Origin of the sequence: Enterovibrio norvegicus (assembly GCF_002876705.1) — a bacterium.
GTDB classification, from domain to species: Bacteria; Pseudomonadota; Gammaproteobacteria; order Enterobacterales; family Vibrionaceae; genus Enterovibrio; species Enterovibrio norvegicus_B.
In genome coordinates this window covers 51,302-74,414 of record NZ_MDAG01000009.1, presented here as the reverse complement: position 1 = coordinate 74,414, position 23,113 = coordinate 51,302, and the positions used below count along the sequence as shown (strand labels likewise).

Annotated in this window: 21 protein-coding genes; 7 read left to right on the top strand and 14 right to left on the bottom strand. The window is 49.1% G+C overall.

What is annotated here, in order from left to right:
* Positions 1-98 precede the first annotated feature (98 nt).
* The 13 genes from BCT27_RS05685 to BCT27_RS05625 form a co-directional block, all read right to left on the bottom strand.
* Positions 99-1,715: a diguanylate cyclase domain-containing protein gene (locus tag BCT27_RS05685; protein ID WP_102395292.1), complete on the bottom strand. Its 1,617-nt coding sequence runs from the start codon at positions 1,713-1,715 to the stop codon at positions 99-101.
* Between the two features lie 161 nt (positions 1,716-1,876).
* Positions 1,877-2,797 carry an arginase family protein gene (locus tag BCT27_RS05680; RefSeq protein ID WP_102395291.1) on the bottom strand — a complete coding sequence of 307 codons (921 nt, stop codon included), beginning with the start codon at positions 2,795-2,797 and terminating at the stop codon, positions 1,877-1,879.
* 365 nt (positions 2,798-3,162) lie between these two features.
* Entirely contained in the window at positions 3,163-4,176 is a 1,014-nt protein-coding gene (gene arsB / locus BCT27_RS05675; RefSeq protein WP_102395290.1) for an ACR3 family arsenite efflux transporter, read from the bottom strand.
* A gap of 70 nt (positions 4,177-4,246) precedes the next feature.
* Positions 4,247-4,591, bottom strand: a complete 345-nt coding sequence (locus tag BCT27_RS05670; protein ID WP_102316765.1) for a metalloregulator ArsR/SmtB family transcription factor — start codon at positions 4,589-4,591, stop codon at positions 4,247-4,249.
* Positions 4,592-4,695: 104 nt separating this feature from the next.
* Complete coding sequence (locus tag BCT27_RS05665; RefSeq protein ID WP_017017008.1) at positions 4,696-4,941, bottom strand: glutaredoxin family protein; 246 nt, start codon at positions 4,939-4,941, stop codon at positions 4,696-4,698.
* 111 nt (positions 4,942-5,052) lie between these two features.
* Positions 5,053-5,823, bottom strand: a complete 771-nt coding sequence (locus tag BCT27_RS05660) for an electron transfer flavoprotein subunit beta (protein WP_102395289.1) — start codon at positions 5,821-5,823, stop codon at positions 5,053-5,055.
* Entirely contained in the window at positions 5,813-7,087 is a 1,275-nt protein-coding gene (locus tag BCT27_RS05655) for an electron transfer flavoprotein subunit alpha/FixB family protein (RefSeq protein ID WP_102395313.1), read from the bottom strand. Before BCT27_RS05655 ends, BCT27_RS05660 begins: the two co-directional genes overlap by 11 nt.
* A 5-nt stretch (positions 7,088-7,092) precedes the next feature.
* On the bottom strand, positions 7,093-8,988 hold the full coding sequence (locus BCT27_RS05650; protein WP_102395288.1) for a (Fe-S)-binding protein: 1,896 nt from the start codon (positions 8,986-8,988) through the stop codon (positions 7,093-7,095).
* A gap of 20 nt (positions 8,989-9,008) precedes the next feature.
* Positions 9,009-11,069, bottom strand: coding sequence for an NADH:flavin oxidoreductase (locus BCT27_RS05645; RefSeq protein ID WP_102395287.1), 2,061 nt, complete (start codon positions 11,067-11,069; stop codon positions 9,009-9,011).
* 153 nt (positions 11,070-11,222) lie between these two features.
* Positions 11,223-11,753 carry a DUF5943 domain-containing protein gene (locus BCT27_RS05640; RefSeq protein ID WP_017015225.1) on the bottom strand — a complete coding sequence of 177 codons (531 nt, stop codon included), beginning with the start codon at positions 11,751-11,753 and terminating at the stop codon, positions 11,223-11,225.
* Positions 11,754-11,825: 72 nt separating this feature from the next.
* Positions 11,826-12,818 carry a dipeptidase gene (locus tag BCT27_RS05635; RefSeq protein ID WP_017010992.1) on the bottom strand — a complete coding sequence of 331 codons (993 nt, stop codon included), beginning with the start codon at positions 12,816-12,818 and terminating at the stop codon, positions 11,826-11,828.
* Positions 12,819-12,968: 150 nt separating this feature from the next.
* The gene (locus BCT27_RS05630; protein WP_102395286.1) at positions 12,969-14,147 is read right to left on the bottom strand and encodes a sterol desaturase family protein; all 1,179 of its coding nucleotides are present in this window, start codon (positions 14,145-14,147) and stop codon (positions 12,969-12,971) included.
* A 151-nt stretch (positions 14,148-14,298) separates the two neighbouring features.
* Entirely contained in the window at positions 14,299-16,029 is a 1,731-nt protein-coding gene (locus BCT27_RS05625) for a formate--tetrahydrofolate ligase (protein WP_102316772.1), read from the bottom strand.
* 504 nt (positions 16,030-16,533) lie between these two features.
* Between BCT27_RS05625 and BCT27_RS05620 the strand changes: the two genes are divergently transcribed.
* The 7 genes from BCT27_RS05620 to BCT27_RS05595 all read left to right on the top strand — a co-directional run bounded on the left by BCT27_RS05620 (position 16,534) and on the right by BCT27_RS05595 (position 22,462).
* Positions 16,534-17,190 carry an SGNH/GDSL hydrolase family protein gene (locus BCT27_RS05620; protein ID WP_102395285.1) on the top strand — a complete coding sequence of 219 codons (657 nt, stop codon included), beginning with the start codon at positions 16,534-16,536 and terminating at the stop codon, positions 17,188-17,190.
* 62 nt (positions 17,191-17,252) lie between these two features.
* Positions 17,253-17,768, top strand: coding sequence for a lipocalin family protein (locus tag BCT27_RS05615; RefSeq protein ID WP_102395284.1), 516 nt, complete (start codon positions 17,253-17,255; stop codon positions 17,766-17,768).
* A gap of 121 nt (positions 17,769-17,889) precedes the next feature.
* Positions 17,890-18,102, top strand: coding sequence for a hypothetical protein (locus BCT27_RS05610; RefSeq protein ID WP_241908519.1), 213 nt, complete (start codon positions 17,890-17,892; stop codon positions 18,100-18,102).
* A gap of 219 nt (positions 18,103-18,321) precedes the next feature.
* Positions 18,322-18,525 carry a hypothetical protein gene (locus BCT27_RS25400; protein WP_133153373.1) on the top strand — a complete coding sequence of 68 codons (204 nt, stop codon included), beginning with the start codon at positions 18,322-18,324 and terminating at the stop codon, positions 18,523-18,525.
* Between the two features lie 152 nt (positions 18,526-18,677).
* Positions 18,678-19,553, top strand: coding sequence for a DMT family transporter (locus BCT27_RS05605; RefSeq protein WP_102395283.1), 876 nt, complete (start codon positions 18,678-18,680; stop codon positions 19,551-19,553).
* A gap of 350 nt (positions 19,554-19,903) precedes the next feature.
* The gene (gene yfcC, locus BCT27_RS05600; protein WP_206748021.1) at positions 19,904-21,376 is read left to right on the top strand and encodes a putative basic amino acid antiporter YfcC; all 1,473 of its coding nucleotides are present in this window, start codon (positions 19,904-19,906) and stop codon (positions 21,374-21,376) included.
* Between the two features lie 81 nt (positions 21,377-21,457).
* Positions 21,458-22,462 carry a succinylglutamate desuccinylase/aspartoacylase family protein gene (locus BCT27_RS05595; RefSeq protein ID WP_102395281.1) on the top strand — a complete coding sequence of 335 codons (1,005 nt, stop codon included), beginning with the start codon at positions 21,458-21,460 and terminating at the stop codon, positions 22,460-22,462.
* 131 nt (positions 22,463-22,593) lie between these two features.
* Here BCT27_RS05595 and BCT27_RS05590 read toward each other — a convergent pair whose 3' ends face one another.
* Complete coding sequence (locus BCT27_RS05590) at positions 22,594-23,031, bottom strand: DUF4399 domain-containing protein (RefSeq protein WP_102395280.1); 438 nt, start codon at positions 23,029-23,031, stop codon at positions 22,594-22,596.
* Positions 23,032-23,113: the final 82 nt, after the last annotated feature.

Below are 23,113 nucleotides of genomic sequence, written 5' to 3'. Positions count from 1 at the left end.
AAAACGCTTCACGACAGGTGAACACTGTTTGACGTGAATCTTCCGGTAAATACAAGACCGAAGAAGAACAATGCCCCGATATCGGGGCATTGTATGTTCTACGCACTCAAATCTTCATCAGGCAATGGATCACTATCAACATCATCCGTTCGAATCACCGTGCAATCTCTCCCACTAGATTTTGCCTCATACAGCGCTTCATCTGCGGCGTTAAAGAGGTCTTGAAACTGATTTGCACCACTTGGTACCGCGGTTGCAGCCCCAATACTGATTGAGACTTTTCCTTTGTCTTCATTTCCGTTGTGCTCAATACCTAGCGCGGCAATTTTCGCGCGACAGCGTTCTGCCACATTCCCGGGCTCTGTGGTATCCGGTAATACAATCACAAATTCTTCCCCCCCATAACGACACACAATGTCCTGCGAACGCATTAGCGCATGTTGAAGCGCAGATGCGATTTGCTTTAAACACCCATCTCCCGCGTGGTGCCCATAACAATCGTTGTATCTTTTAAAGTGATCGACATCAATCAGGAGGAGCGACAGAGGGGTTTGTGTACGCTGGGCACGTAGCCACTCTCGACTCGCATACTCATCAAAATAGCGCCGGTTATACAGCCCTGTCAGAGCATCATTCTGCGACAATTTCCTCAGTTCATTGTTAGCAAAATCGAGGTCTTTGGTCCGTTCAATCACCTCTTTTTCAACCAACCCGGAATGGCGAAACATCAAGCTTAAATAGGCAGTAAAAAAGGCCGTCAACATAATGCCAGAAGCGAAGACAATGATCGGGGTCATGCTCTTTTTCCCTGCAAGATATGCGTTGGTGGCGGTTACTTCCATTTGCCATTGACGCCCAAGGACTGAGGGCAATGACGTGGTGTAACGTAAATCGTCAGATAAGATGGCGTCTTTCGGAGTCCTATCAAACAGCAACTCAACCTGCTTGGGGTTGGTGATATCGAAAAGCCGAATGGATAGATCAGTGGGTAGCTCCCCATGTTGGGACATGACAAAGATATCCCCAATGCGATTCACAGCAAGCACGATGCCAATGATGTTCTTTTGTCTGTTCGCGAGGGTTGATACGGCACCTTGGTAGATAGGCACCATGGTCAGAAAACCACGCTGGTTTTCGGTTTCTTGAATCAATCGAATACTGGCGGTTGCCTTGGCTTGACCAGAATCTCTTGCCTCAATTAGCGTCGACATCCGACGAGGGTTTGACCCAAGGTCGAAACCTAAGACTTTTTCATTCCCGAAATAAGGCTCTACATAGTAAACGGGGTAGTATTCTTGGCTTTCTTTGGCGATCGCCATGTTGCCGTGAGGCGAAATATGCGTAAACGAGAATTCAGGAAAGTGAAGTTGCATCACGCGTTCAGCGTCTGTACGTTCTTCTTGAAAAATACGTGGCGCCCACTCAAGGCCTTGGATACCCGAGTGCCTTTGCAAAACACGTTGTGCTTCTTGCTTAAACATCAAATACCCCGTATCGGGGTAAGTTCTAAAAAGCGTGCTGATCGATTGAAGCGCTTCGAAGTTCATATCTAACGTTTGTGAGAATGCAGCGGCTTTTCTTTCAACCTCAAATTCAAAATCAGACACAATGTTTTCATGTTCAGAGGCGCTAAAAAGGGCAGAGAGACTGGCGGAAAATACGATTCCGATAATGACGGCGAACATCCTAATGTAACGTCGCTTGAGCAGCGCCATACTTCCCCCCTAAACATAAAAAATTCAATACATTAATGTTTAGCTCATTTGTGAGACAAATGCTTTGTGGTATGCAACAGAGTTAGTTTCTTGCAGAGAAAAAAACGCCCCGATCTACAATCGAGGCGTGAGCTTGCGTGCTAACGAAGACAATGCGTCGCTTAGATACGGTACCCCCACGCAGCATCAATCAACTTGATCATCATCTCCTTCGATATTCCCTCAGGATCCTTCTCGGGTAAATACTCAAGAAAATCAATACCTACGAACTTAGGGTGTGCCGCCAATTCATGCACGAGTGTGAGTGCTTCTCGCGCAGACAAACCACCCACATTCGGTGTTGCGCATGCGCGGAAAATCGCGCCATCAAGTGCATCATAATCAAACGAAACGAAAAAGCGGTCGTAGTTGCCTTCAAGTTGGGCGATCAGCCTGTCGAGCATGGTTCGAAAACCAATCGCATCGATCACTTCTGGGCTATTGAGTTCAATTCCCTCCGCTTTGATCAGTTCTGCTTCTGGCAACATCAAATCACGAACCGCGACGTAGTAGATGTCTTGCGGCGATAGACGAATGTCTGCGGGTACAGACCAATTGTCATGAGGGTATTTGTCCATCAACAACGCGAGAGGCTTACCGTGCAGATTTCCACGTCCTGTGTTGCAATCGGCATGTGCATCCACCCATACAACAGCAACATGTTCGCCGTGCTCTTTTTGAAAGTATTCCAATGTGGCTTGCATGGTGCCAAGCGTGACTGCATGATCGCCACCCACCACTACAGGGGTTCGGCCAGCTCGATACGAATCCAATACCGTGATTTTCAATTGTTCACAGTAACGCGTTAATCCTTGCAGATCTTCACCATGGTTCACGAGAAATTTTGCCTCGTCATCAGGTAATACATCACCTTTGTCTTCGATATCGGCTTCCCAGCGTTTATTTCGCATTTCGAGCCATTCAGAAAGACCTAACCAATGCTCTTCGTCCAATCGTCGCAACGCTTCCAGCGTGTTCTTCTCTGTTTTTACAGAGCCAAACTGATTGAAAGGTGCGCCGATAAGATCGAAGGATCGTTTCATAGTGAATTCCTGTAGTTGTCTTTTTGTTTTTGGGATTTTTTTAGTTTGAGATTCTGATGTGTTCGGCGGTGCAAAATTCAATGCGTCCACTAAATGACATGACTTTGTCAATTTACAATACAAAGCATAAGCTGCTGATATATTGCCGAATAATCAGAATTACCACCTATTCGAAAGACATTGATAGCGTTATAAGTAACAAAATCCAACAATCGTGAAGTGATACGCAAATAGCCCTTCACAATCACCACTCCCCTCATTTATAGAGACAAAAAAGCCCCAAAAATTCGGGGCTTAGTACACTTTTCACACAGGCATTACGCACATTTCAACATGACGAAAATCCGTGGTGTTGGCATTTCATGCTAGACAAACCAGTGGCGCGTCCGATTCGCAAACCATACCAATGACAGCATCACGGGCACTTCTACCAGCACACCCACAACGGTTGCAAGTGCAGCGCCGGAATGTAAGCCAAAGAGAGAAATCGCGACAGCGACTGCCAATTCAAAGAAATTTGATGTGCCAATCATACCTGCGGGGGCGGCAACGTTATGCGGTAACTTCATCCACTTTGCAGCGCCATAGGTAATGGCAAAAATGCCATAAGTTTGAATCAACAAAGGAATGGCAATCAAGAGGATAGATTGTGGCTGGCTAACAATGGTTTCGGCCTGAAACCCGAAGAGCAGTACAACCGTGCCGAGCAAACCGACAATCGACCAAGGCTTTGTGGCAGCAAGAAACGTGTAGAGCTTCTCCTCACCCTTGCCGAGCAGGTTTTTGCGAACAAGCGCGCCTGCCACTAGAGGCAGTACAACATAAAGAAACACGGAACTGGTGAGGGTTTGCCAAGGCACAGAGATATCGCTGACACCGAGTAGCAATGCTGTTATTGGCGCAAACGCAAACACCATAATGATGTCATTCACCGACACTTGCACCAAGGTGTAGTTTGCATCCCCTTTGGTAAGCTGACTCCATATGAACACCATCGCGGTACACGGCGCGACGCCAAGTAGGATCATCCCGGCGATGTATTCACTGGCGGTTTGCGGGTCGACCCAATCAGCAAATATTCCTTTGAAGAACAACCAACCTAACGCGGCCATCGTAAAAGGTTTCACTAACCAGTTAATGACCAGCGTCAGCACAAGCCCTTTTGGTTTTTTCCCGACATCTTTCACCACACTGAAGTCGACTTGAACCATCATGGGAAAAATCATGACCCAAATAAGCACAGCGACAACAAGATTTACATGTGCAAACTCCCAACTGGCGATTGATGAAAACACAGAAGGAACAAGGTTTCCCAGCACCACCCCAGCAGCAATACACGTCGCTACCCAAACCGACAAGTAGCGTTCAAACATTCCCATTAGATCGTCCTCATTTTTATCTAATCAATCCGATACATATGATTTACCATATATATCAATTCAAATTTTTTTAGCAGCATGCAGAAGCGCGCGCTGGGCGATCACCCATGCGGCATAAACGCGTCATGTCTTCTTCTAAAAACGTAGCGTTAGCTTTCATCGTGGTCGTTAATACATCTTTTGCCCAGGCAGGCAAATCAGCGTTGATCCGATAAAACACCCACTGACCTTGGCGTCTGTCTGTTAAAAGGCCACACTTTCGCAGTTGGGCAAGGTGACGAGACACTTTAGGCTGACTCTCATCCAACGCAGCCATCAATTCACAGACACACAACTCTTCTTCTCGCTCCAACAACAACAGGGTTTTCAAGCGCGTTTCATCAGCTAAGCATTTATAGAAATTGACGGGAGACATGAGGCCTTCGGGATTGTTTGATTGAATAACGTCACTTTATATATGTTTTTCCATATGTAAAGTGACGATTACATTGCAGCAGGAAGATTAGGGTCAGAAGAGGGTTACGATTTAAGGGCTTGTTCGACAGCTTTTGGGGAAAATCCATGCAGCACTTTATCGCCGATTTTTATCACGGGTACACCGCGTGCACCCAATGCTGCATGTTCTTTTTTCCCACGAGGCGTGCCTACATCACATTCTCGATAAGCGATTTTCTTACTATCAAAAAATTGTTTCGCCGCGTTGCAGTGCGCACATTGTCGGCTGGTATATATTGTAATGCGCTTCACGCGGCCTCCAGAATTCATCATATTCAAATGCAACCCCAAGCAACCTGAAGATGCGCTCATCAAGGCTAGTGGGAATAGCGAAAGTCTAATGAATTACAGCAAAGAACACGACAGTTTATTCAAGGCGACCTAAACGCCCTTTTCTTTGAGTAGCTGCATGATTGATTCAGCAGCTTCTTCAGGTGTGGGGTTGTGCATGACCTTCCCACCGGATGAAGCAGGCGCTGCTGTTGCCGCGCGAAATCGATCCCGGCTCGATGAAGCTGCTGCCACTGTTTTTACACGTTTGGCCCGTTTTTTTGCCACTTGCCAGTGCCACGTATTCAACTCTGCGTCTTCAATTTCAACCACACTCAATGAATGAATCACGCCATCTCTCGCCTTAGTAAACGCACTTTGCCGCGCCGCAGGTGCGGATGCGCTGGCAATCAACACGGCGGGAAGTTGAACCTGTAATCGGCGGCGTTGACCACCTGCGAGAGCTTGCAACACTTCAACGGATTCTGCATGTTGAGCCAAAATATCAACCACGTCTGGCACCACTGCAGCATTCAAACGTTTTCCCACCAAATACGGCACCATTCCCGACGATTCACCTTGCTCTGCACGATGACCGCATAGGACTAAACGCGGTGACTTTTGATGTACGTAACTGGCAAGCGCAACACTCATATCGGCATCTGCCTTTTGGGAGAGCACATCGATTTCAGGCACGCCCATGCCCAAATAGTCACGTAATGCCGAACATTCAGGATCACCCGCAAACACCACACGTGGCGAAGCCGTATGTTGCAGCGCGATGTCGAGCGCTTGAGCATCACGATCAGCACGTCGCTCTCTGCCAGAAAGTGGGTGATGCCCACAAGAAACCAGCACCATGATGTCGTCATTAACTTGCATCACTGAGCTCCTTGCCAGTTTTCGAACCTTGTACCGCGTCCACCAAGGCTTGCATCACCTCGGAACTGTCCGCAATGATGCTGAGGTCCGCGCGTTTTATCATGTCACAGGCAGGATCTGCGTTTATCGCAATCACCGTATCGCACTGTGTCATCCCTTGAAGATGCTGGATCGCGCCAGAAATACCTACTGCGATATACACCTTGGCATTAACATAAGTGCCTGACGCACCCACTTGTGTCGTTCTGGGCATATGCCCATTATCGACCGCCACGCGGCTTGCCCCTTCGGTTGCGCCTAATGCGTCTGCACATTGATGGAACAACGCCCAATTTCGCACACCGTTACCGCCAGAAAGGATAAAACCTGTTTCGGGCAGCGGGATGTTTTTGGGATCAACCGCCACACTGCCAGCATCTTCAATGGCACAAGCCAGATCAGTATCAAAGGCGGGTTTTAGTAAAGTGTCTACTAGCGATGCTTCCAATGACGACGCATCCGTGACATAGCCAGAAATCGGCTCTGCCACCTGTTCTTCCACCAACAAAACACGAGCGAGTTGTCGGATCACCGTTCGCCCTGCATCACCGCTACCACACTCGATCTGCACATTCTCTGCTTGTGTGTCCACCACGCTTCTAACGCGCGTAGCGGGTCTTTCATTGAATTCGACACTGAGTTTTCGCCCTAAATCACCGCCCACCAAACCCGAATCAGGGAAAATCCAGTGAACGGGCATAAGAGACGATTCAAGCGAAAGTAACGCTGAGAGCCACTGTTCAGGGGAGTAAGTGGCTGGTGCATTGAGCGCCCATACACGGTCAGCGCCCGCTGCTGCAAAATCATCGTGTCGCGCAAAAACAGTGACCAACAACACGGCGGTATCATCGCCGTGTCGCGCCGCCAATTGCTGCGCCAAACCCAACATGTCTTTGTCGAGCGTTGACAGTTTTTCGTTGTCGCCATCTGACACCACCACCACATAACCCGACGGCGATGCGATGTGTTTGCTTGGCAAGCTTTGTTCAACGGCTTTTGCCGCAATGCCAGCACCCGCAGACGTCTCGCCAGATCGGTCAATACGCTTAATGCCTGCAGGGGTAAAGAACCCAACATGGTGTGGGTCTTTTCGGTTTGTGCCGCCGAGCATGATGTTTTGCGATGCCATGAGGGCGGCATGTTCAGGGTGCAGGCGATTACGCGCGATGCATTCGAGTCGTCGATTACGCCTCAGAGGTACGCTTGGTTTTGTATCATCGCTCATCACAGCTACCCCTCTTTCTCAATACGATCCAACAGCATCACGGCCACGTCTTTCACTTCTGGTCGTGGCATCACCACACCTTCCAACATGACCGCGCACTGCGGGCAGGCAACCGCGACCAATTCTGCCCCCGTTTCTCGCGCATCATCCATACGCATGTCCGCAATGCGGTGCTCACCGGGAATATCCGTGATTGGCGCACCACCGCCACCACCACAGCAGCGTGAACGAAAACCTGACCGTTCCATCTCATTAAGGGTAAACCCCATGGCGGTGAGCAGATATCGTGGTGCGTCATAGCCACCGTTGTAACGCCCGAGATAACAAGGATCGTGATAGGTGACGTCTTGCGTTTTGGCTTCGGTGAGCGTCAGTTTGTTGGTTTTTACCAGTTCGGCTAGAAACTCGGTATGGTGCATGACCTGATAGTCACCGCCGAAGTCGCCATATTCGTTTTTCAGCACATGAAATGCATGAGGATCAGGCGTGACTATGGTGTCGAAGCTGTATTTATTGAGGGTTTTTACGTTGGCGTTTGCGAGACGTTGGAACGTTGCTTCATCGCCCAATCGACGTGCCAAGTCTCCGCTGTCGAGTTCTTCGTTGCCTAAGATCGCGAAGTTCACCTTGGCTTGACGAAGCAGTGCCACCACGGCGCGAAGTGTGCGCTGATAGGCTAAATCAAACGCGCCATCTCCCGCCCACAAGAGGACATCGGCACGACCCACGTCTGACATCGCATCAAGCTTCAAATCAATTGACCAGTTGGCGCGATTCGCAGGAGAAAAACCGTTCGGGTTATCCGTCGCGATCAAATTATCGAGGGAGTCCGAGCCTTTTCCTGCGGTTTCACCTTTGGCCAAGGTCAAATGACGGCGCATGTCCACGATGGCATCAACATGCTCAATCATCATCGGACACTCTTCAACACACGCACGACATGTGGTGCAAGACCACACGGTGTCTGTGTCCAACAAGCTTTCAAACAACGGCGTATCCGGTGCGCCACATTTCGCGCTTTCTTTGCTCGCCTCCTTTCCAGGATAAGGGCTACCGGCATAGTGAGAAGTATCGCCACCCGCCATGCCCACCACGAGATCTTGGATCAGCTTTTTCGGATTAAGCGGCTGACCTGCTGCAAACGCAGGGCAAACTTTTTCACAGCGCCCACACTGCACACAGGCATCAAACCCCAATAGCTGATTCCAATGGAAATCCGTCGCCATTTCGACGCCGAGTTTGCTTTCATTCAAATCAATGGGTTTAAGCCCTGTGGAACGTCCACCCGCGAAACGGTCTTGGCGTCGGTGAAAGCCTAAGTGAAGCGCACCCGCGAAGGCATGCTTCATCGGCCCCCCCCACGTCATGCCAAATATCAGTTCCGTTAAGCCAAGCAGTACACCCGCAATCAAAAAGAAGGTGACAACAATGGATATGTTGACGAAGCCAAGAAGTTGGATGATGGAGATAAAAAGGCCTGAGAGTGAGAACACCAACAAGCTATAAGGAAGGCGTTGCCAAGCACCTTTAGACAAATTTGGCGGCGGGTTTTCGCGGCGTTTTTTGACCTGATACGCGCCAACACTCATGACGGAAAAGGTAACCGCCAACACGCCATACGTTATAGACGAGTCGCTGCCCAACACATACACCACCAGCATGACAAGCACGGAGGCAACAAAGCCCCCCGCCGTTGCCACGTGGGTATTGGCAAATTTTTTGTCTCGTGCCACCACATCATGCAAGTCATGAAGATAACGAGGCAGAATGGCGGTGATGGCTTTAAAAAAGGGGATGTGATCAGGCTTACCCTGACGCCACATCTTGATTCTTCTCCCTGCGCCGATCGCAGCAAGCACGATCACAAGGAGAAGAAGAGGACCAATTAGCGCTGTGGACATATCGCTCACCTCGCCAAATGCTACAGGTCTTTACAAAGGCGTAAGGCGTCGTAAATCGCCGCATGAATATTACGCGGCGCGTTGCAATCACCCAGACGGTACAACAAATAGCCCTCGCCTTGTTCGGAGAAAATAGGCTGAGGCTGTGCTGCAAACAGCGCTTCAATGTCGATTTGCCCTTTGTTGCGTGAACCGTCTTTGAATACGTAGTAAAGTGCTTCATCCGGCCTAACACCGTTTTCAATCACCACTTGGTCAACCACGCGTTCTTCTTTCACACCCGTGTACTCATTTTCAAAGTGCGCGATCAAGGCATCGCCTTCTTTATAGACTTTCTCTAACATCAAATCAGATGTCATCACGACATCTCGGGTATAGAGGCTACGGTAGTAAGTAGGGAAGCTGGTGCCTCCCACAGCCACGCCGGGTTTAATGTCATCAGTGACCATTTCAACTTGTGCCCCTTTGGCGGCGAGAAAGTCCGCCACTGACATGCCACTAAATTCACAAATCGTGTCATACACGACGACGTTTTTACCCGGTTCAACTGCACCACTGAGCACATCCCAACTGCTGACAACTAAACCGTCTTCAGCACCCCATTCAGCCATCTGATTCACGAACGGTTTACCGCCCACCGCGAGTAACACCACGTCAGCATTTTCTGCCGAGATCATGGTTTCATCAGCGGTCACATCGAACACTAGATTCACACCAAGGCGGCGAAGTTCGAGATCAAACCAACGCGTGATTCCCGCAATTTGTTCGCGCTGCGGCGCTTGTGCCGCAATGGTGATCTGCCCGCCTAGCTCGCTGTTTTTCTCAAACAGCGTCACTTGGTGCCCGCGCTCCGCACAGACGCGTGCCGCCTCCATGCCCGCAGGACCACCGCCAACAATCACTACCTTGCGAATTGGGCCGTCTGTTTTTTGGATGATGTGCGGCATGGTTTGCTCGCGAGAAGTCGCGGCATTCTGAATACAAAGCACATCGATGCCTTGGTACTGGCGGTCGATGCAGTAATTCGCGCCGACACATTGGCGAATTTGATCTGTCTGTCCCAGTTTCACTTTGGTGATGAGGTGTGGGTCGGCAAGATGGGCACGGGTCATACCTACAAAATCAATCAAGCCGCTCTCTAAGGCACGCGCCGCTTGTACGGGATCTTTGATGTTTTGCGCATGCATCACTGGCACATTAACGACACTGCGAATGCCTGCTGCCAAATGAATAAACGGCTCGGGCGGGTACGTCATGTTCGGAATCACGTTCGCAAGCGTGTTGTGGGTGTCACACCCTGATCCCACGATACTAAAGAAATCAATCATGCCGAGACCGTCGTAGTACGCGGCAATCTCTTTCATGTCGTCTTGGTTAAGACCATCTGGGTGAAACTCATCGCCCGTCATACGAATGCCGACCGCAAAATCGGGCCCGACTTCGTCGCGCACGGCTTTCAGAATTTCTACGCCAAAACGCATGCGGTTTTCGAAGCTCCCGCCCCACTCATCGGTGCGCTTGTTAACACGCGGGCTCCAGAACTGATCAACCAAATGTTGGTGCGCGAAAGAGAGTTCCACGCCGTCTAAACCGCCATCTTTTGCACGTTTAGTCGCTTTCGCGAAATCGCCAATGATGCGCCAGATTTCCTCTGGCTCAATCGTTTTACAGGTCGCGCGGTGCACGGGCTCTCGAATGCCGCTCGGGCTCATTAATGATGGCCACTCACCACCATCCCACCGTGAGCGACGCCCCATGTGCGTAATTTGAATCATGATCGCCGCGCCATGCTTGTGCATGGCATCAGCAAGATTTTGTAAATGAGGAACCACATCGTCAGACGCCATGTTGACGGATTTCCACCAACCTTGCGGGCTATCAATCGACACAGGGCTAGAACCGCCACAGACACACAGTCCAATTCCTCCTTTGGCTTTTTCCTCGTAATACTGGATATAGCGCTCAGTCGGCATGCCATTTTCCGTCGAATACACCTCGGCGTGGGCCGTACTGATCACGCGATTTCTGATCATCAGCTTGTTGATAGCAAGCGGTTGAAAAATGGCATCAAACTGGGACATTGCACTTCCTTATTATGTTTTTCTGGGTCCTGGGTCCTGGGTCCTGCAACGATTCTTTGAAGGTCTGAAGGTGGCGTCAAGCTTTTGATTTTGCTCTTCCTAGGACCTAGGGCCTGCTCTTCCCGCTCTTCCCAGAACCTTTCCTTCCTGCGTCTAAATCGGCTTCACCTCAAACACCCCAACATCACAGCCTTCTTCTGAGCCGCTTTGCAATTGGACTGCTTGCGTTTTCAATGGGAATCCCACGCTTTCGGACACTTGATCCATCGCGCCTGCGAACCACCCCGTGAACATGTAATCCACTTTGCGGTCATTTTTTCCGTAGTAATACACGAATGCGGAATTCTCGAGACGCACTCGCGCTGTGCCTTGAGACACATCAAGTTGTTCGATAAAGAACTGCCCCCAACCGCGTTGCGACAAACGCTTCATGTAGTGATCAAACACTTCAGCGCCTGAAATACCGTGGGTTGCCCCTTCTTGTTCACACCAAAAGTAAGCGGATTTGTAGCCCGCCTTGTAGAGCAAATCAGCGTAGACATCTGCGCCTAATGCTTCTTCAACCGCCGCATGATTGTTGATGAAAAAATGGCGCGGCACATACAGCATGGGGAGCCCATCGGTACTCCAAACGCCGGTTTCGTCATCGACGTTGATTGGTAATTCTGGTGGATGATGCCCCATGGTGCTTTCCTTATAAGTTGGCTGTTCCGGTTTGGTTTGGTTTGGTTAAATTCAACAGGTCATGCGGAGAACTTATTCGCCCCATACATCCTTAAGGACATTGACCCAGTTCCCGCCCATCACTTTCTGCACTTTTTCTGGTGACCAACCATTGGCGAGCAATGCTTCCGTGAGATTTGGAAACTCACCCACAGTGCGCATACCCTTCGGGTTGATGATTTCACCGAACTTCACCAGTCTTCTGGCGTAGCCTTTGTCATGTGTGATCCATTCGAAGAAATCTTGCCCGTGACCTTGCGTGAAATCGGTGCCGATACCAACACAATCTTCACCCACCAGATCCACGATGTAATCAATGGCTTCGACGTAATCTTCAATCGTTGAGTTAATGCCGTTTTTCAAGAAAGGAGCAAACATGGTGACGCCGATAAAGCCGCCGTGATCGGCAATAAACTTAAGTTCTTCATCAGACTTGTTTCGTGGATGATCTTTCAAACCCAGCGGCAGACAGTGGGAATAACAGACAGGTTTTTTCGATGCGAGGATGACTTCTTCCGATGTCTTTGGCCCAACGTGAGAAAGGTCGCACATGATGCCGACACGATTCATTTCAGCAACGACTTCACGGCCAAACCCCGATAAGCCACCATCTCGTTCATAGCAGCCAGTACCGACCAAGTTTTGGGTGTTGTACGCCATTTGCGCGATGCCCACACCGAGCTTTTTAAAGATCTCGATGTAGCCCAGTTTATCTTCGAAAGCGTGTACGTTTTGGAAGCCGAGGATAACCCCCGTCTTTCCTTCTTCTTTCGCGCGGAGGATGTCTTGCGTGGTATGAACAGGACGAATTAAGTCGCTGTTTTCTTGAAAGAGTTGATTAAATTCAACGATGTTATCAATGGTGCCTTGAAAGCCTTCCCATACAGATACAGTACAATTGGCGGCCGTTAAGCCGCCCTTGGCCATATCTTCAAACAGAGCCCTGTCCCATTTGGCGATGATGAGTCCATCAATGATGATAGAGTCACTATGAAGTTTCGCCGCGGCTGGATTGATGTCCGACATTGCGCTGTCCTTGTTAGTTTTATCCTTGTATATCTTCCAAGTTAACCAACAAGCTCTATTTTCAGCGACACGATTGCGACAACTTATGGCGGGAATGCGTCAGGGAAAAACACACTCCACGATGCCGTAAAACTTCCAGAGAATTTGCCTTTAATTTACACGTTCGTCTTCTTCGTTTTTTGTCTTATTTTTCAACGCATTGATGGGATACAACAATTGCCCAATGATGGTTTTCGGCAACGGCTTTGTTGTGCCATATTCCGCAGGCCAATGTTGAGTGGGCATGTGCATGGTGCCAAACAACCAATCAAACAGAACCAAGTGCGCAGAGTAATTGGTATCAATCGCCGGCTTTTCAGAGCTGTGGTGCCAATGATGAAATTGCGGCGTGACGAAGACGTATTTGAGCACACCAAAATGCATACGTGTGTTGCAGTGGATCAGTACCGCTTGGAGCGCAGCGAAGATGACGTATGCATTCAACGCACTTTCAGACGGACCCAATAAATACAATGGCACCATGACCATTGCACGCTCAGAGAACACTTGGAGAAAATGCCCACGCGACCCTGCCAACCAATCGAGATTCTTCACGGAATGATGCACAGCATGTATTGGCCACAGTAGCTTCACTTCATGGAACAAACGGTGTTCCCAATACAGCACAAAATCAGCCGCAATCACGATCATCGCGAATTGCACAATCGTTGGCAGAGATTGAATGGTTTCCTGAAAAGAACCGCTCACCGCCCAACTAAAGTGGCTGGTATGGTAGTTGGCATAAATCAAAATGGCAGAAATCGCGAGATGATTGAAACAGAAGTAAAAGAAATCCGTCTCCCATTCTTCGCGTAAAATCACTTGGTTTTTGTATTTAGGCAACAGCTTCTCTAGCGTAATAAATACCAATGCCGAGCCTAAAAACGCCAGAATGAGCCAATCAACACCAAGTGACAGCGATTTGGGTTCTACTGGCCCAACGGGGACGGTGTAACCGCCAAGACCAAACGCGATCAACGTCAGCAACATGCCCGTGCATCCGAGGCGGCGGTACTTCTTCAAAAAATGGGTCATTGCACCGAAAAAGAGGGAGAAGTACATGCCGTATTTTAAGACCTGTTGCAGGCTTTCAGCGTCATACGCTTTGCGAAGTTCAGTGGTTGTTAGGTAGGAAGGAAACAGATAAGCAAGCACAGCTAGAAGCGATAAAGCACCGAGAAAGACAGACAAATACCCACTGATTTTCCCTTCACCAAATCGAAATGCCCGATCAGCATCTAACTCGACATTGCGCTCACGATATTGATACGGCTTTTCCTTTTTGCACATAACATCTCCCTATTACTTCTTGATTTGGGAGCACTCTACATGCTTGAAGCCTTGACGAAAACCGGCAAAGGCCAAGTAACAAAAAGCGCGACCTCTCGTCGCGCTATTTGTCACTTTTGTAGCAATGTTGGCGAAGACGTTTTAGATGGGATTAGAACAACCCAACAATTTCACCGTTTTCATCCAACGAGATACTCAACGCTGCAGGTTTTCTTGGTAGGCCTGGCATGGTCATGACATCGCCACAGATGGCGACCACAAAGCCCGCGCCTGCCATTAAACGAAGCTCGCGTACTGGCAAGACATGGTCGCTTGGCGCACCCAAAAGCGTGGGGTCGGCAGAGAAACTATAAGGCGTTTTGGCGATACAAATCGGCAAATCACCAAAGCCTAGCGCGTGGATTTCGTCCAATTGCTTTTGTGCGGCGATATTAAATTGCACGTCTGAAGCGCCGTAGAGTTTCGTCGCGACAGTGCGAATTTTTTCGTCAATCGGCAACGCATTGTCGTAGAGGAATTTCACGTCCGGCTTTTCGCCATCCAGCATGTCTTTCACACCTTCCGCGACAGCTTTGGCACCGAGGCCACCTTCCGCCCAGTGTTGAGCTTCTTCAACCGGTGCACCTAACGACAAACAAACCTCTTTAATCGCGGCCAATTCTTTATCATCATCGGTTGGGAATCGGTTGATAGCCACCAACGGGGTTAAGCCAAATTGCTGCAAATTTTTGATGTGGCGAGAGAGGTTAGAAGAACCCTCAATAACGGCCTCAACGTTGATCGCATCCAAGTCAGCTTTTGGCACACCACCTTGCATTTTCAATGCGCGCACCGTACACACCAGTACGACGGCATCAGGCATTAAGCCCGACATACGGCATTTGATATCGATAAACTTTTCAGCACCGAGATCGGCACCGAAGCCTGCTTCGGTCACCACAACATCACTGAGTGCCATCGCGGTGCGGGTTGCCATCACAGAGTTACAACCGTGCGCAATATTGGCGAAAGGGCCACCGTGTATCAGCGCAGGATTGTGCTCTAAGGTTTGAATCAAATTGGGTTGAATCGCTTCTTTCAGCAACACGGTCATCGCGCCTTCAGCGCCTAGCTCTCGGGCAGTCACAGGTTGATTGTCGCGATTACGCCCAATGATGATATTGCCGAGGCGCTTTTGAAGATCTTTTCGGTCTTCGGCTAAACACAAGATCGCCATGATTTCTGAGGCCACAGTAATGTCGAAGCCCGATTCTCTCGGTTGACCATGCGCAGGTCCACCAAGCCCCACCAGCGTGTTGCGAAGGGCACGATCATTCATGTCCATCACACGTCGCCACGTAATACGACGAGGGTCGAGGTTTAACTCGTTACCCCAATGAATATGGTTGTCTATCAATGCTGCAAGCAAATTGTGCGCAGAGGTAATGGCATGAAAATCGCCATTGAAATGCAGATTCAGATCTTCCATTGGGATGGCTTGAGCACGACCGCCGCCCGCGGCACCGCCTTTCACGCCGAAACAAGGGCCAAGCGAGGGTTCACGTAAACAGACACTGGCGTTAATGCCAATGGCATTTAATGCGTCAGTCAAACCAATACTCGTGGTGGTTTTCCCTTCACCCGCAGGTGTTGGTGTGATGGCCGTCACTAACACCAATTTACCCAACTTGGTATCGGTATCAATCTGCGCCAAATCGAGTTTGGCTTTGTAGTGTCCGTAAGGGATCAACGCATGCTGCGCAATGCCGAGTTTACGCTGCGCCACTTCGAAGATAGGCCACGGTTTTACTGCACGTGCAATATCAATATCCGGCGAGCCGGGAGGAGGTAACGTTGTCATAGTGGTTTCTACCAGTACTGCATTATGTTTATTGTTCACCATGCCTGCCGCTTATGCTGGGATAGTGGCGCGTGAATGACTGCGTCTCACCAAGCTCATTAGAAAGCGCTTTTTTGGCATCTAGCAGGGTAGAGCGCCAATGAACTCGATGGCATATACCCAAATAACCTGAATCCTGCATCTTAAGGTTGCTTGGGTATAAAGCATCGCAGCGTAAGTAGACAAGAACGGCAAACACAATAGGTTGATGTTGGTCAATCCTCGAGACTAACGCACGTTTTTTTCACCACCGATTTGTCTTTAACTTACGGTGTTCGCACTATTTTGTACGTATTATCAACAGCATTCCTGTCAGTTTACACTTTCATTTGCCTGCTTCTAAGATGGGTGTAATTCTGAGTTTGAAGTATTCCAGCCGCGACACGACAGAGAGTAAACGCGTCAAAAACACAAAGAAAAGCATTCCAGATAGTGGATGTTCGAATACCACCTCCGTCTTTCTTAGGGTTACACTCTTACCTCAATTGATTGAGGAGAAAGAAAACCATGCCAAGGATTCTGTGTTTCGGTGATTCAAACACTTGGGGATATAACCCTTCAAACGGCCACCGCTGGCCAGAAGGTGTTCGTTGGACATCTCGTTTGGCAGATTCACTCAATAAAACTGCCCTCTCCGATGCACGTTGGTATTTGATAGAAGAAGGCTTGAACGGCCGCACGTCAGTCTGGAACGACCCGATGAAACCACATCGAGAGGGTAGCGCGGCGCTTCCCATGCTGTTACTGAGTCACCGTCCCCTTAATTGGGTCGTGATCATGCTCGGCACGAACGATTTGAAATCGCAATTCCCATCAGAGCCGGCGTGGATAGCTGAAGGCATTCGAAAATTGATAGGCCAAGTACGTGATACTGACAATGCAGGCCAGACTTCACCAAACATTCTGGTTGTGTCTCCTCCTCCAATGCATGACAAAAACAATTGGGCGACCGGTTTTCATCATGGTCGTCAAAAGTCCCTTCAGCTTGCTGAATTTTATCGCGCAGTGACAAAAGAAGAAGGCTGTGCATTTTATGATGCCGCCGAGGTTTGCGAAGCATCGCCAATTGATGGACTACACTTGGATGCTCAGGGCCATGAGGCATTGGCTGAAAGCCTTGCAAGCTTGTTTAACAAGTCATCTAAACAAGATGTATTCAGTTAATTGATCGCAAAGGATTTTACCGGCGTATTAATCTGAAAATACACGAAATAAGAAGAATCGATATGATTAAAAAATTCGCCATTGCAGTTGCGCTGTTGGTTATTTCTGGGTGCCACTCTGTGCCCGAGGGCGTTACCCCTGTCGCTGGGTTTGATAAAGATCGCTATCTCGGTAAGTGGTATGAAATCGCTCGCCTCGACCATTCTTTTGAACGCGGCATGAACAAAGTGACAGCGGAATACAGCCTGCAAGAAGACGGTGGCATCAAGGTGGTCAACCGCGGATTTAAAGCAGACGAACAGGCATGGTCCGAAGCCGCTGGACGCGCGTATTTCGTCGATAGCAGCTCAGTCGGTCATCTAGAAGTGTCATTCTTTGGCCCGTTTTTCTCGTCTTATGTGGTCTTTGAGCTCGGAGAGGATTACGAATACGCCTTTGTGTCAGGCTACAACACCAACTATTTGTGGCTTCTTTCGCGCACGCCAATTGTTTCAGATGCGCTGCTCGCACGCTTTCTGAGGCTCGCTGAAGAAAAAGGGTTTGATGCAGAGGAAGTGATCTTATCGGTGCAAAACTAATCACATTTGGCGCTAATTGATTAAACTACCGACAAGCTCGCTGACAGCCTCTGGAAACCGCTAAACATTTCTCCTTCGTTTTGGTTAAATGTCAGCGGTTTTTCATTTTAGTAGACGAAGCATGACGGTTATTACCGATACGGCGGCAATGCGAAATACCCTCAATCGCATCAATCAAGATGCGCTTGACTCGCTCTCCCATGACGGTGAATGCACGATAAAAGTGGGCGACCTTTCTGCCCTTCTCATGGCATACAGAATTGAATTGAACAAAAACAAGCGACTGAAAAAGACGCTTGATAGCCAAGCTGTTGTTGCAAGCGCCCTGTTGTAAGGGCGTTTTCCATCTCTTTTTTATCTTGACGCTTCGCCCTTCGCTTGTTTTTTACCCTGCCAGAAAATACGCAAAACAACGCATAAAGCACACTTCCTCTCGCTACTATTTGGGGAGTGAGATTTTGCTCACGGTGTGATTTTTTATCGTTTCCACAAACCTCTTTTTTATCTTAAAACCATAGAGCTAGCTTTTAGCAGTCACTGAAAAGGCATTCTCATGGAAACCTATAATTACCGTCTCTATTGCACCGATTGTAAATCTGTCACCCCTCATGACTTTCCCAATGTCGAAAACTACAAACCCTCTGATTCAGCCGGTACGAGCTTCATCAAATCGCTGTTCAATGGTCTCTCCGGTGCCATGATTTCGGGCCAAGCTCACCGCCAATGCACCCACTGTGGAAATGAATTCCACTCCTAGTGTCTGCAAACTCGAATCCTTGTCGTAAGACATTGGCGTGAAATAGCACGAGAAGCACACCTTCATTGCGTTTCGACCTTGTGAACCTCTGTTGCTTAGGTTTTAATCAATCTTCACGTCTTAGATTGTCCACATGCAAGGATCGCCCGCTCATGCTTAACGCCGCTATTCCCTTTGTTTTTGTTTTGCTCTGGAGCACGGGGTTTGTTGGGGCGAAATTCGGGCTTATTGATTCTAATGCCGCGACGTTTCTGCTGATCCGCATGACGCTAAACGTATTGGTATTTGTCGCGATTTTGTTGGTCATGAAACCGGTAATGCCGAAAGGCATGCAAATTGTCCACGCGCTCGTATCTGGGCTACTCATCCATGGATTTTATCTTGGGGGAGTGTTTGCCTCGATAGGGCTTGGCATGCCCGCTGGCCTTTCTTCCTTGTTAGTCGGGCTTCAACCTATTCTCACCGCAGTGATCGTCGTGAATACTTCATCAGAGAGGCTCAATCTCGCGCAATGGCTTGGGCTAGCGGCAGGGATCATCGGTATTGCATTCGTGGTGCAAGGCAAGATGAGCTGGGGGCTTGATGCACAACCACTTTATGCCTACATGTTTGTCGGTTCCGCCCTGCTTGGCATAACGTTCGGTACGCTCTATCAAAAACGCTTTTGTCAGGAGATGAATTTGGTCGCCTCCGCCATGTGGCAATATGTCGCAGCAACCGTCGTATTTTTACCGATTACTTGGTTCATTCAAGGCTTTCAAGTGACATGGACAATCACCTTTAGCCTCACTATGTTGTGGTCGGTACTTGTGTTGTCAGTGGTCGCGGTGCTCCTTTACCTCTACATGGTCGGGCAAGGCGCGGCGTCAAAAGTCACGTCCTACATTTACCTGGTTCCGCCATTGGCCGCGATCCAAGGTTGGCTGTTTTTCGACGAAACCTTCTCTGGCGCCACATTGATTGGCTTCGCATGTTGCGCATTGGCGGTGTATTTGGTGATGAAAGCGCCGAAATTGTCGCTGCCTTAATCACGGCTGATTGGGAAAAGGCTGCGTATCTATTCAATCGCAGCTTTTGGTTACACCTACCGGCCACCTTCTTTCTGAGTCCCTATTTTCTTCATTTTTCTCGGCGTTGCTCCCTTGCTTGCACTTCATCTTACAGACGATCCAGTGTTCAATTTATAGTCAGTTATTTCGTCTGGTATTTGAGCAAAAACAAGTAGTCATCGATTATTTATACCCGCCCATCTAAATCAATTGACTTCTTATTCGCTTTTAACGACATTTTATGCCCCTTATAGATATTGAGAAGTGATGGAATGTCTCAACCTCATGTTTCCACTCAGGATTCATCATCAGGTGCAAAAAAGTGGCAAATGCCAGACACCTTGATCCTGATTTTTATTGTTGGGTTATTAGCGGCAGCGATGACCTATTTGATCCCTGTGGGTCAATTCGATAGCCAGCAAGTTTCTTTCATGGCAGACGGTGTCGAAAAATCTCGAACTGTCATTAACCCAGAATCTTTCCGCTACGTGACCGACGAAAGCGGCGAAATGGTTTACAACAAAGTCCAGTTCTTTGCCTCTGGCGGCGGTATTGGCTTGATGAACTTCCCCTTTGAAGGCTTAGTATCCGGTTCAAAATGGGGCAGCGCGATCGGCGTTATCATGTTCATGCTCATCATCGGCGGTGCATTTGGCATCGTGATGCGCACAGGCACCATTGATAACGGCATCTTGAAGCTGATCGACAAAACCAAAGGCAGCGAAGCACTCTTCATTCCCGCTTTGTTTTTGCTGTTCTCTTTGGGCGGTGCCGTGTTCGGCATGGGCGAAGAAGCCGTGGCGTTTGCCATCATCATCGCACCCTTGATGGTTCGATTGGGCTATGACGGTATCACCACTGTGATGGTGACCTACGTTGCGACGCAAGTTGGCTTCGCCACTTCTTGGATGAACCCTTTCTCTGTAGCCATTGCACAAGGCATTGCGGGCGTTCCCGTACTGTCAGGTATGACGATGCGCATGGTGATGTGGGCTGTGTTTACCCTTGTGGGTATCGGCTTTACCATGATGTACGCATCGCGCATCAAAGCGAACCCTTCAGCGTCTTACAGTTTTGAATCCGACGCCTACCTGAAAAACAAAGACATCGATGTGCAAGAATCTCGTTGGGGATTCGGCGACACCTTGGTGATCCTGACGGTTGTTGCGACCACCATTTGGGTTGTTTGGGGTGTGGTCATGCACGCCTGGTACATCCCAGAAATCGCCTCTCAGTTCTTCACGATGGGCTTTGTGGTTGCCATCATTGCCATCGCGTTCAACCTGAACAACATGACATTCAATGATGTGGCAGATGCCTTCAAAGAAGGTGCAGGCATCATGCTAGCACCGGCATTATTGGTTGGCTTTGCTAAGGGTGTGTTGCTGCTGTTGGGCGGCGGTTCCGAAGACCCGAGCGTATTGAACACCATCTTGCACAACGCAGGGAGCGCAATCAGCGAATTGCCTTCTGCAATGGCAGCTTGGTTGATGTATGTGTTCCAGTCCGTTTTCAACTTCTTCGTGACATCCGGCTCAGGTCAAGCCGCATTGACCATGCCATTGTTAGCACCTTTGTCAGATATCGCAGGAGTGACACGCCAAGTTTCAGTTTTGGCCTTCCAACTGGGCGACGGCTTTACTAACATCATCGTTCCTACCTCTGCATCTTTGATGGCCACATTGGGTGTGTGTCGTATTGATTGGGGGAATTGGGTGAAGTTCGTGTGGCGCTTTATGCTGTTGTTGTTCATCATGGCAAGTATCACCGTTGTGGGTGGACACATGATGGGCTTTGCATAACCGCAGAACCCCACGCGATATACCGCATACATTTACAAAGGCGAGATCACCATCTCGCCTTTTTCACAGCAAGAAAATGCAATGACGACATACATTGAAAACAACAAAATTGATGGCCTAGACGTCATCAGCGCGCTTGACGTCACCACACTTGAAGCAGGTCAGCACAAGTTTTGGTTCCGCATTGCTACCGATGCGTTATCACAGCATCAGCATCTGCCAGTTTGGGTATTCAAAGGCAGCAAATTAGGCAAGAACATCGTGGTTACAGCGGGTGTTCATGGTGATGAATACAATGGTGTTCTCACCGCACAGCAGATTGCGCGCGAACTGAAAGGCAAAGACATCGCCGGTTGCGTGACCATTGTACCGACGGTCAACCTGACGGGCATGAAACACCATACCCGTGATTTCGTGTCATCAGATCCTGATGTCTCAAACGGTAACCTAAACCGTTTTTTCCCAGGCGACGCGACGGGCAATGATGTACAACGATACATCTACCCGCTTTGGCATCACCTGCTTCAACCGAATGCCGAGTTGGCGATTGACCTCCATACCCAAACATCAGGCACGGTTTATCCGCTTTATACCTTTGCAGATTTTCGCATTGATGATGCCGTGCAAATGGCACGTTTGATGAACCCAGATGCCATCTTGAATGACCCAGGCGACCCGGGCATTTTGGAAACCGTGTGGAATGAAAATGGTATTCCGAGCATTACCGTTGAAGTTGGCATGGGGCGCTACACGGATATCGAACTGGTGCAACGCACCACGCGCGGCGTGATGAACATTTTCAAGCACCACGGCATTATTGAGGGCGAAACAATGACATTCGTCCCGGCCGTTGAAGGTGAGAAAGTGACGAGCATCCGCGCGAAACAAGGTGGTTTTATTTTGCCACAAGCAGAGCTGATGCAATTCGTCGAAGAAGGCCAATTACTCGCCATCCAATACGACAGTTTTGGTGAAGAAATTCACCAATACCGTGCACCAGAATCGGGCATTTTGTTAAGCCACAATGTGGAATCAATGCGTGCTGCAGGTTCATTGGTGGCTCGGATTATTCACCCTTACAGCTAATAGTCGTCAACCTCAATACTTGCACCTCCTAAAGCCGCCCTTGAGCGGCTTTTTTATTCGGCGCTCGCTCCAATTTAACGATTACACAGAGTGTGGCACTTTCACTCTGACTCTCACTCTCAGCACCATGTTCACCTTACTGTGATCGTAATAGGTTGAGAGAATATAGGCGGGGAATGCGGTACATGCTTATCATCCCCCAATAGGAGTTGAAGTGTGTGTTTTCCTCTAGGCAACGTAAGCGAGACATCCGACTCGCCGCCATCAAGATGCACAATATTGGCATTCACTGGCAACGGCATTGATAAGTCGACCAGATCATCAAGGTTGATAAGCACATGACAATGCCCAAAATTCGGCCCAACCTCACCCACGGGCGTAATACTCCCCTGCTTAACGCCAATTTTCACGTCAAACTGGCGCGAAACAATATCCCCATCTGTCGGCGCAATGAAATATACGTTGGCATTCTCAGGCGCTGAGGCCGCTAGACATTCAGAAAATGGTAGCGCCGAAAAGATAACGAGATAAACCAATAACCTTGATGGAACCGCAAAGACTGCATTCATCCACCCACCCTTTCGTGATCGCATATCTTTATAGCGTGGTTGAGAGTTCGCCATCCAAAGCGTCAGGAAATGGGACAAACGG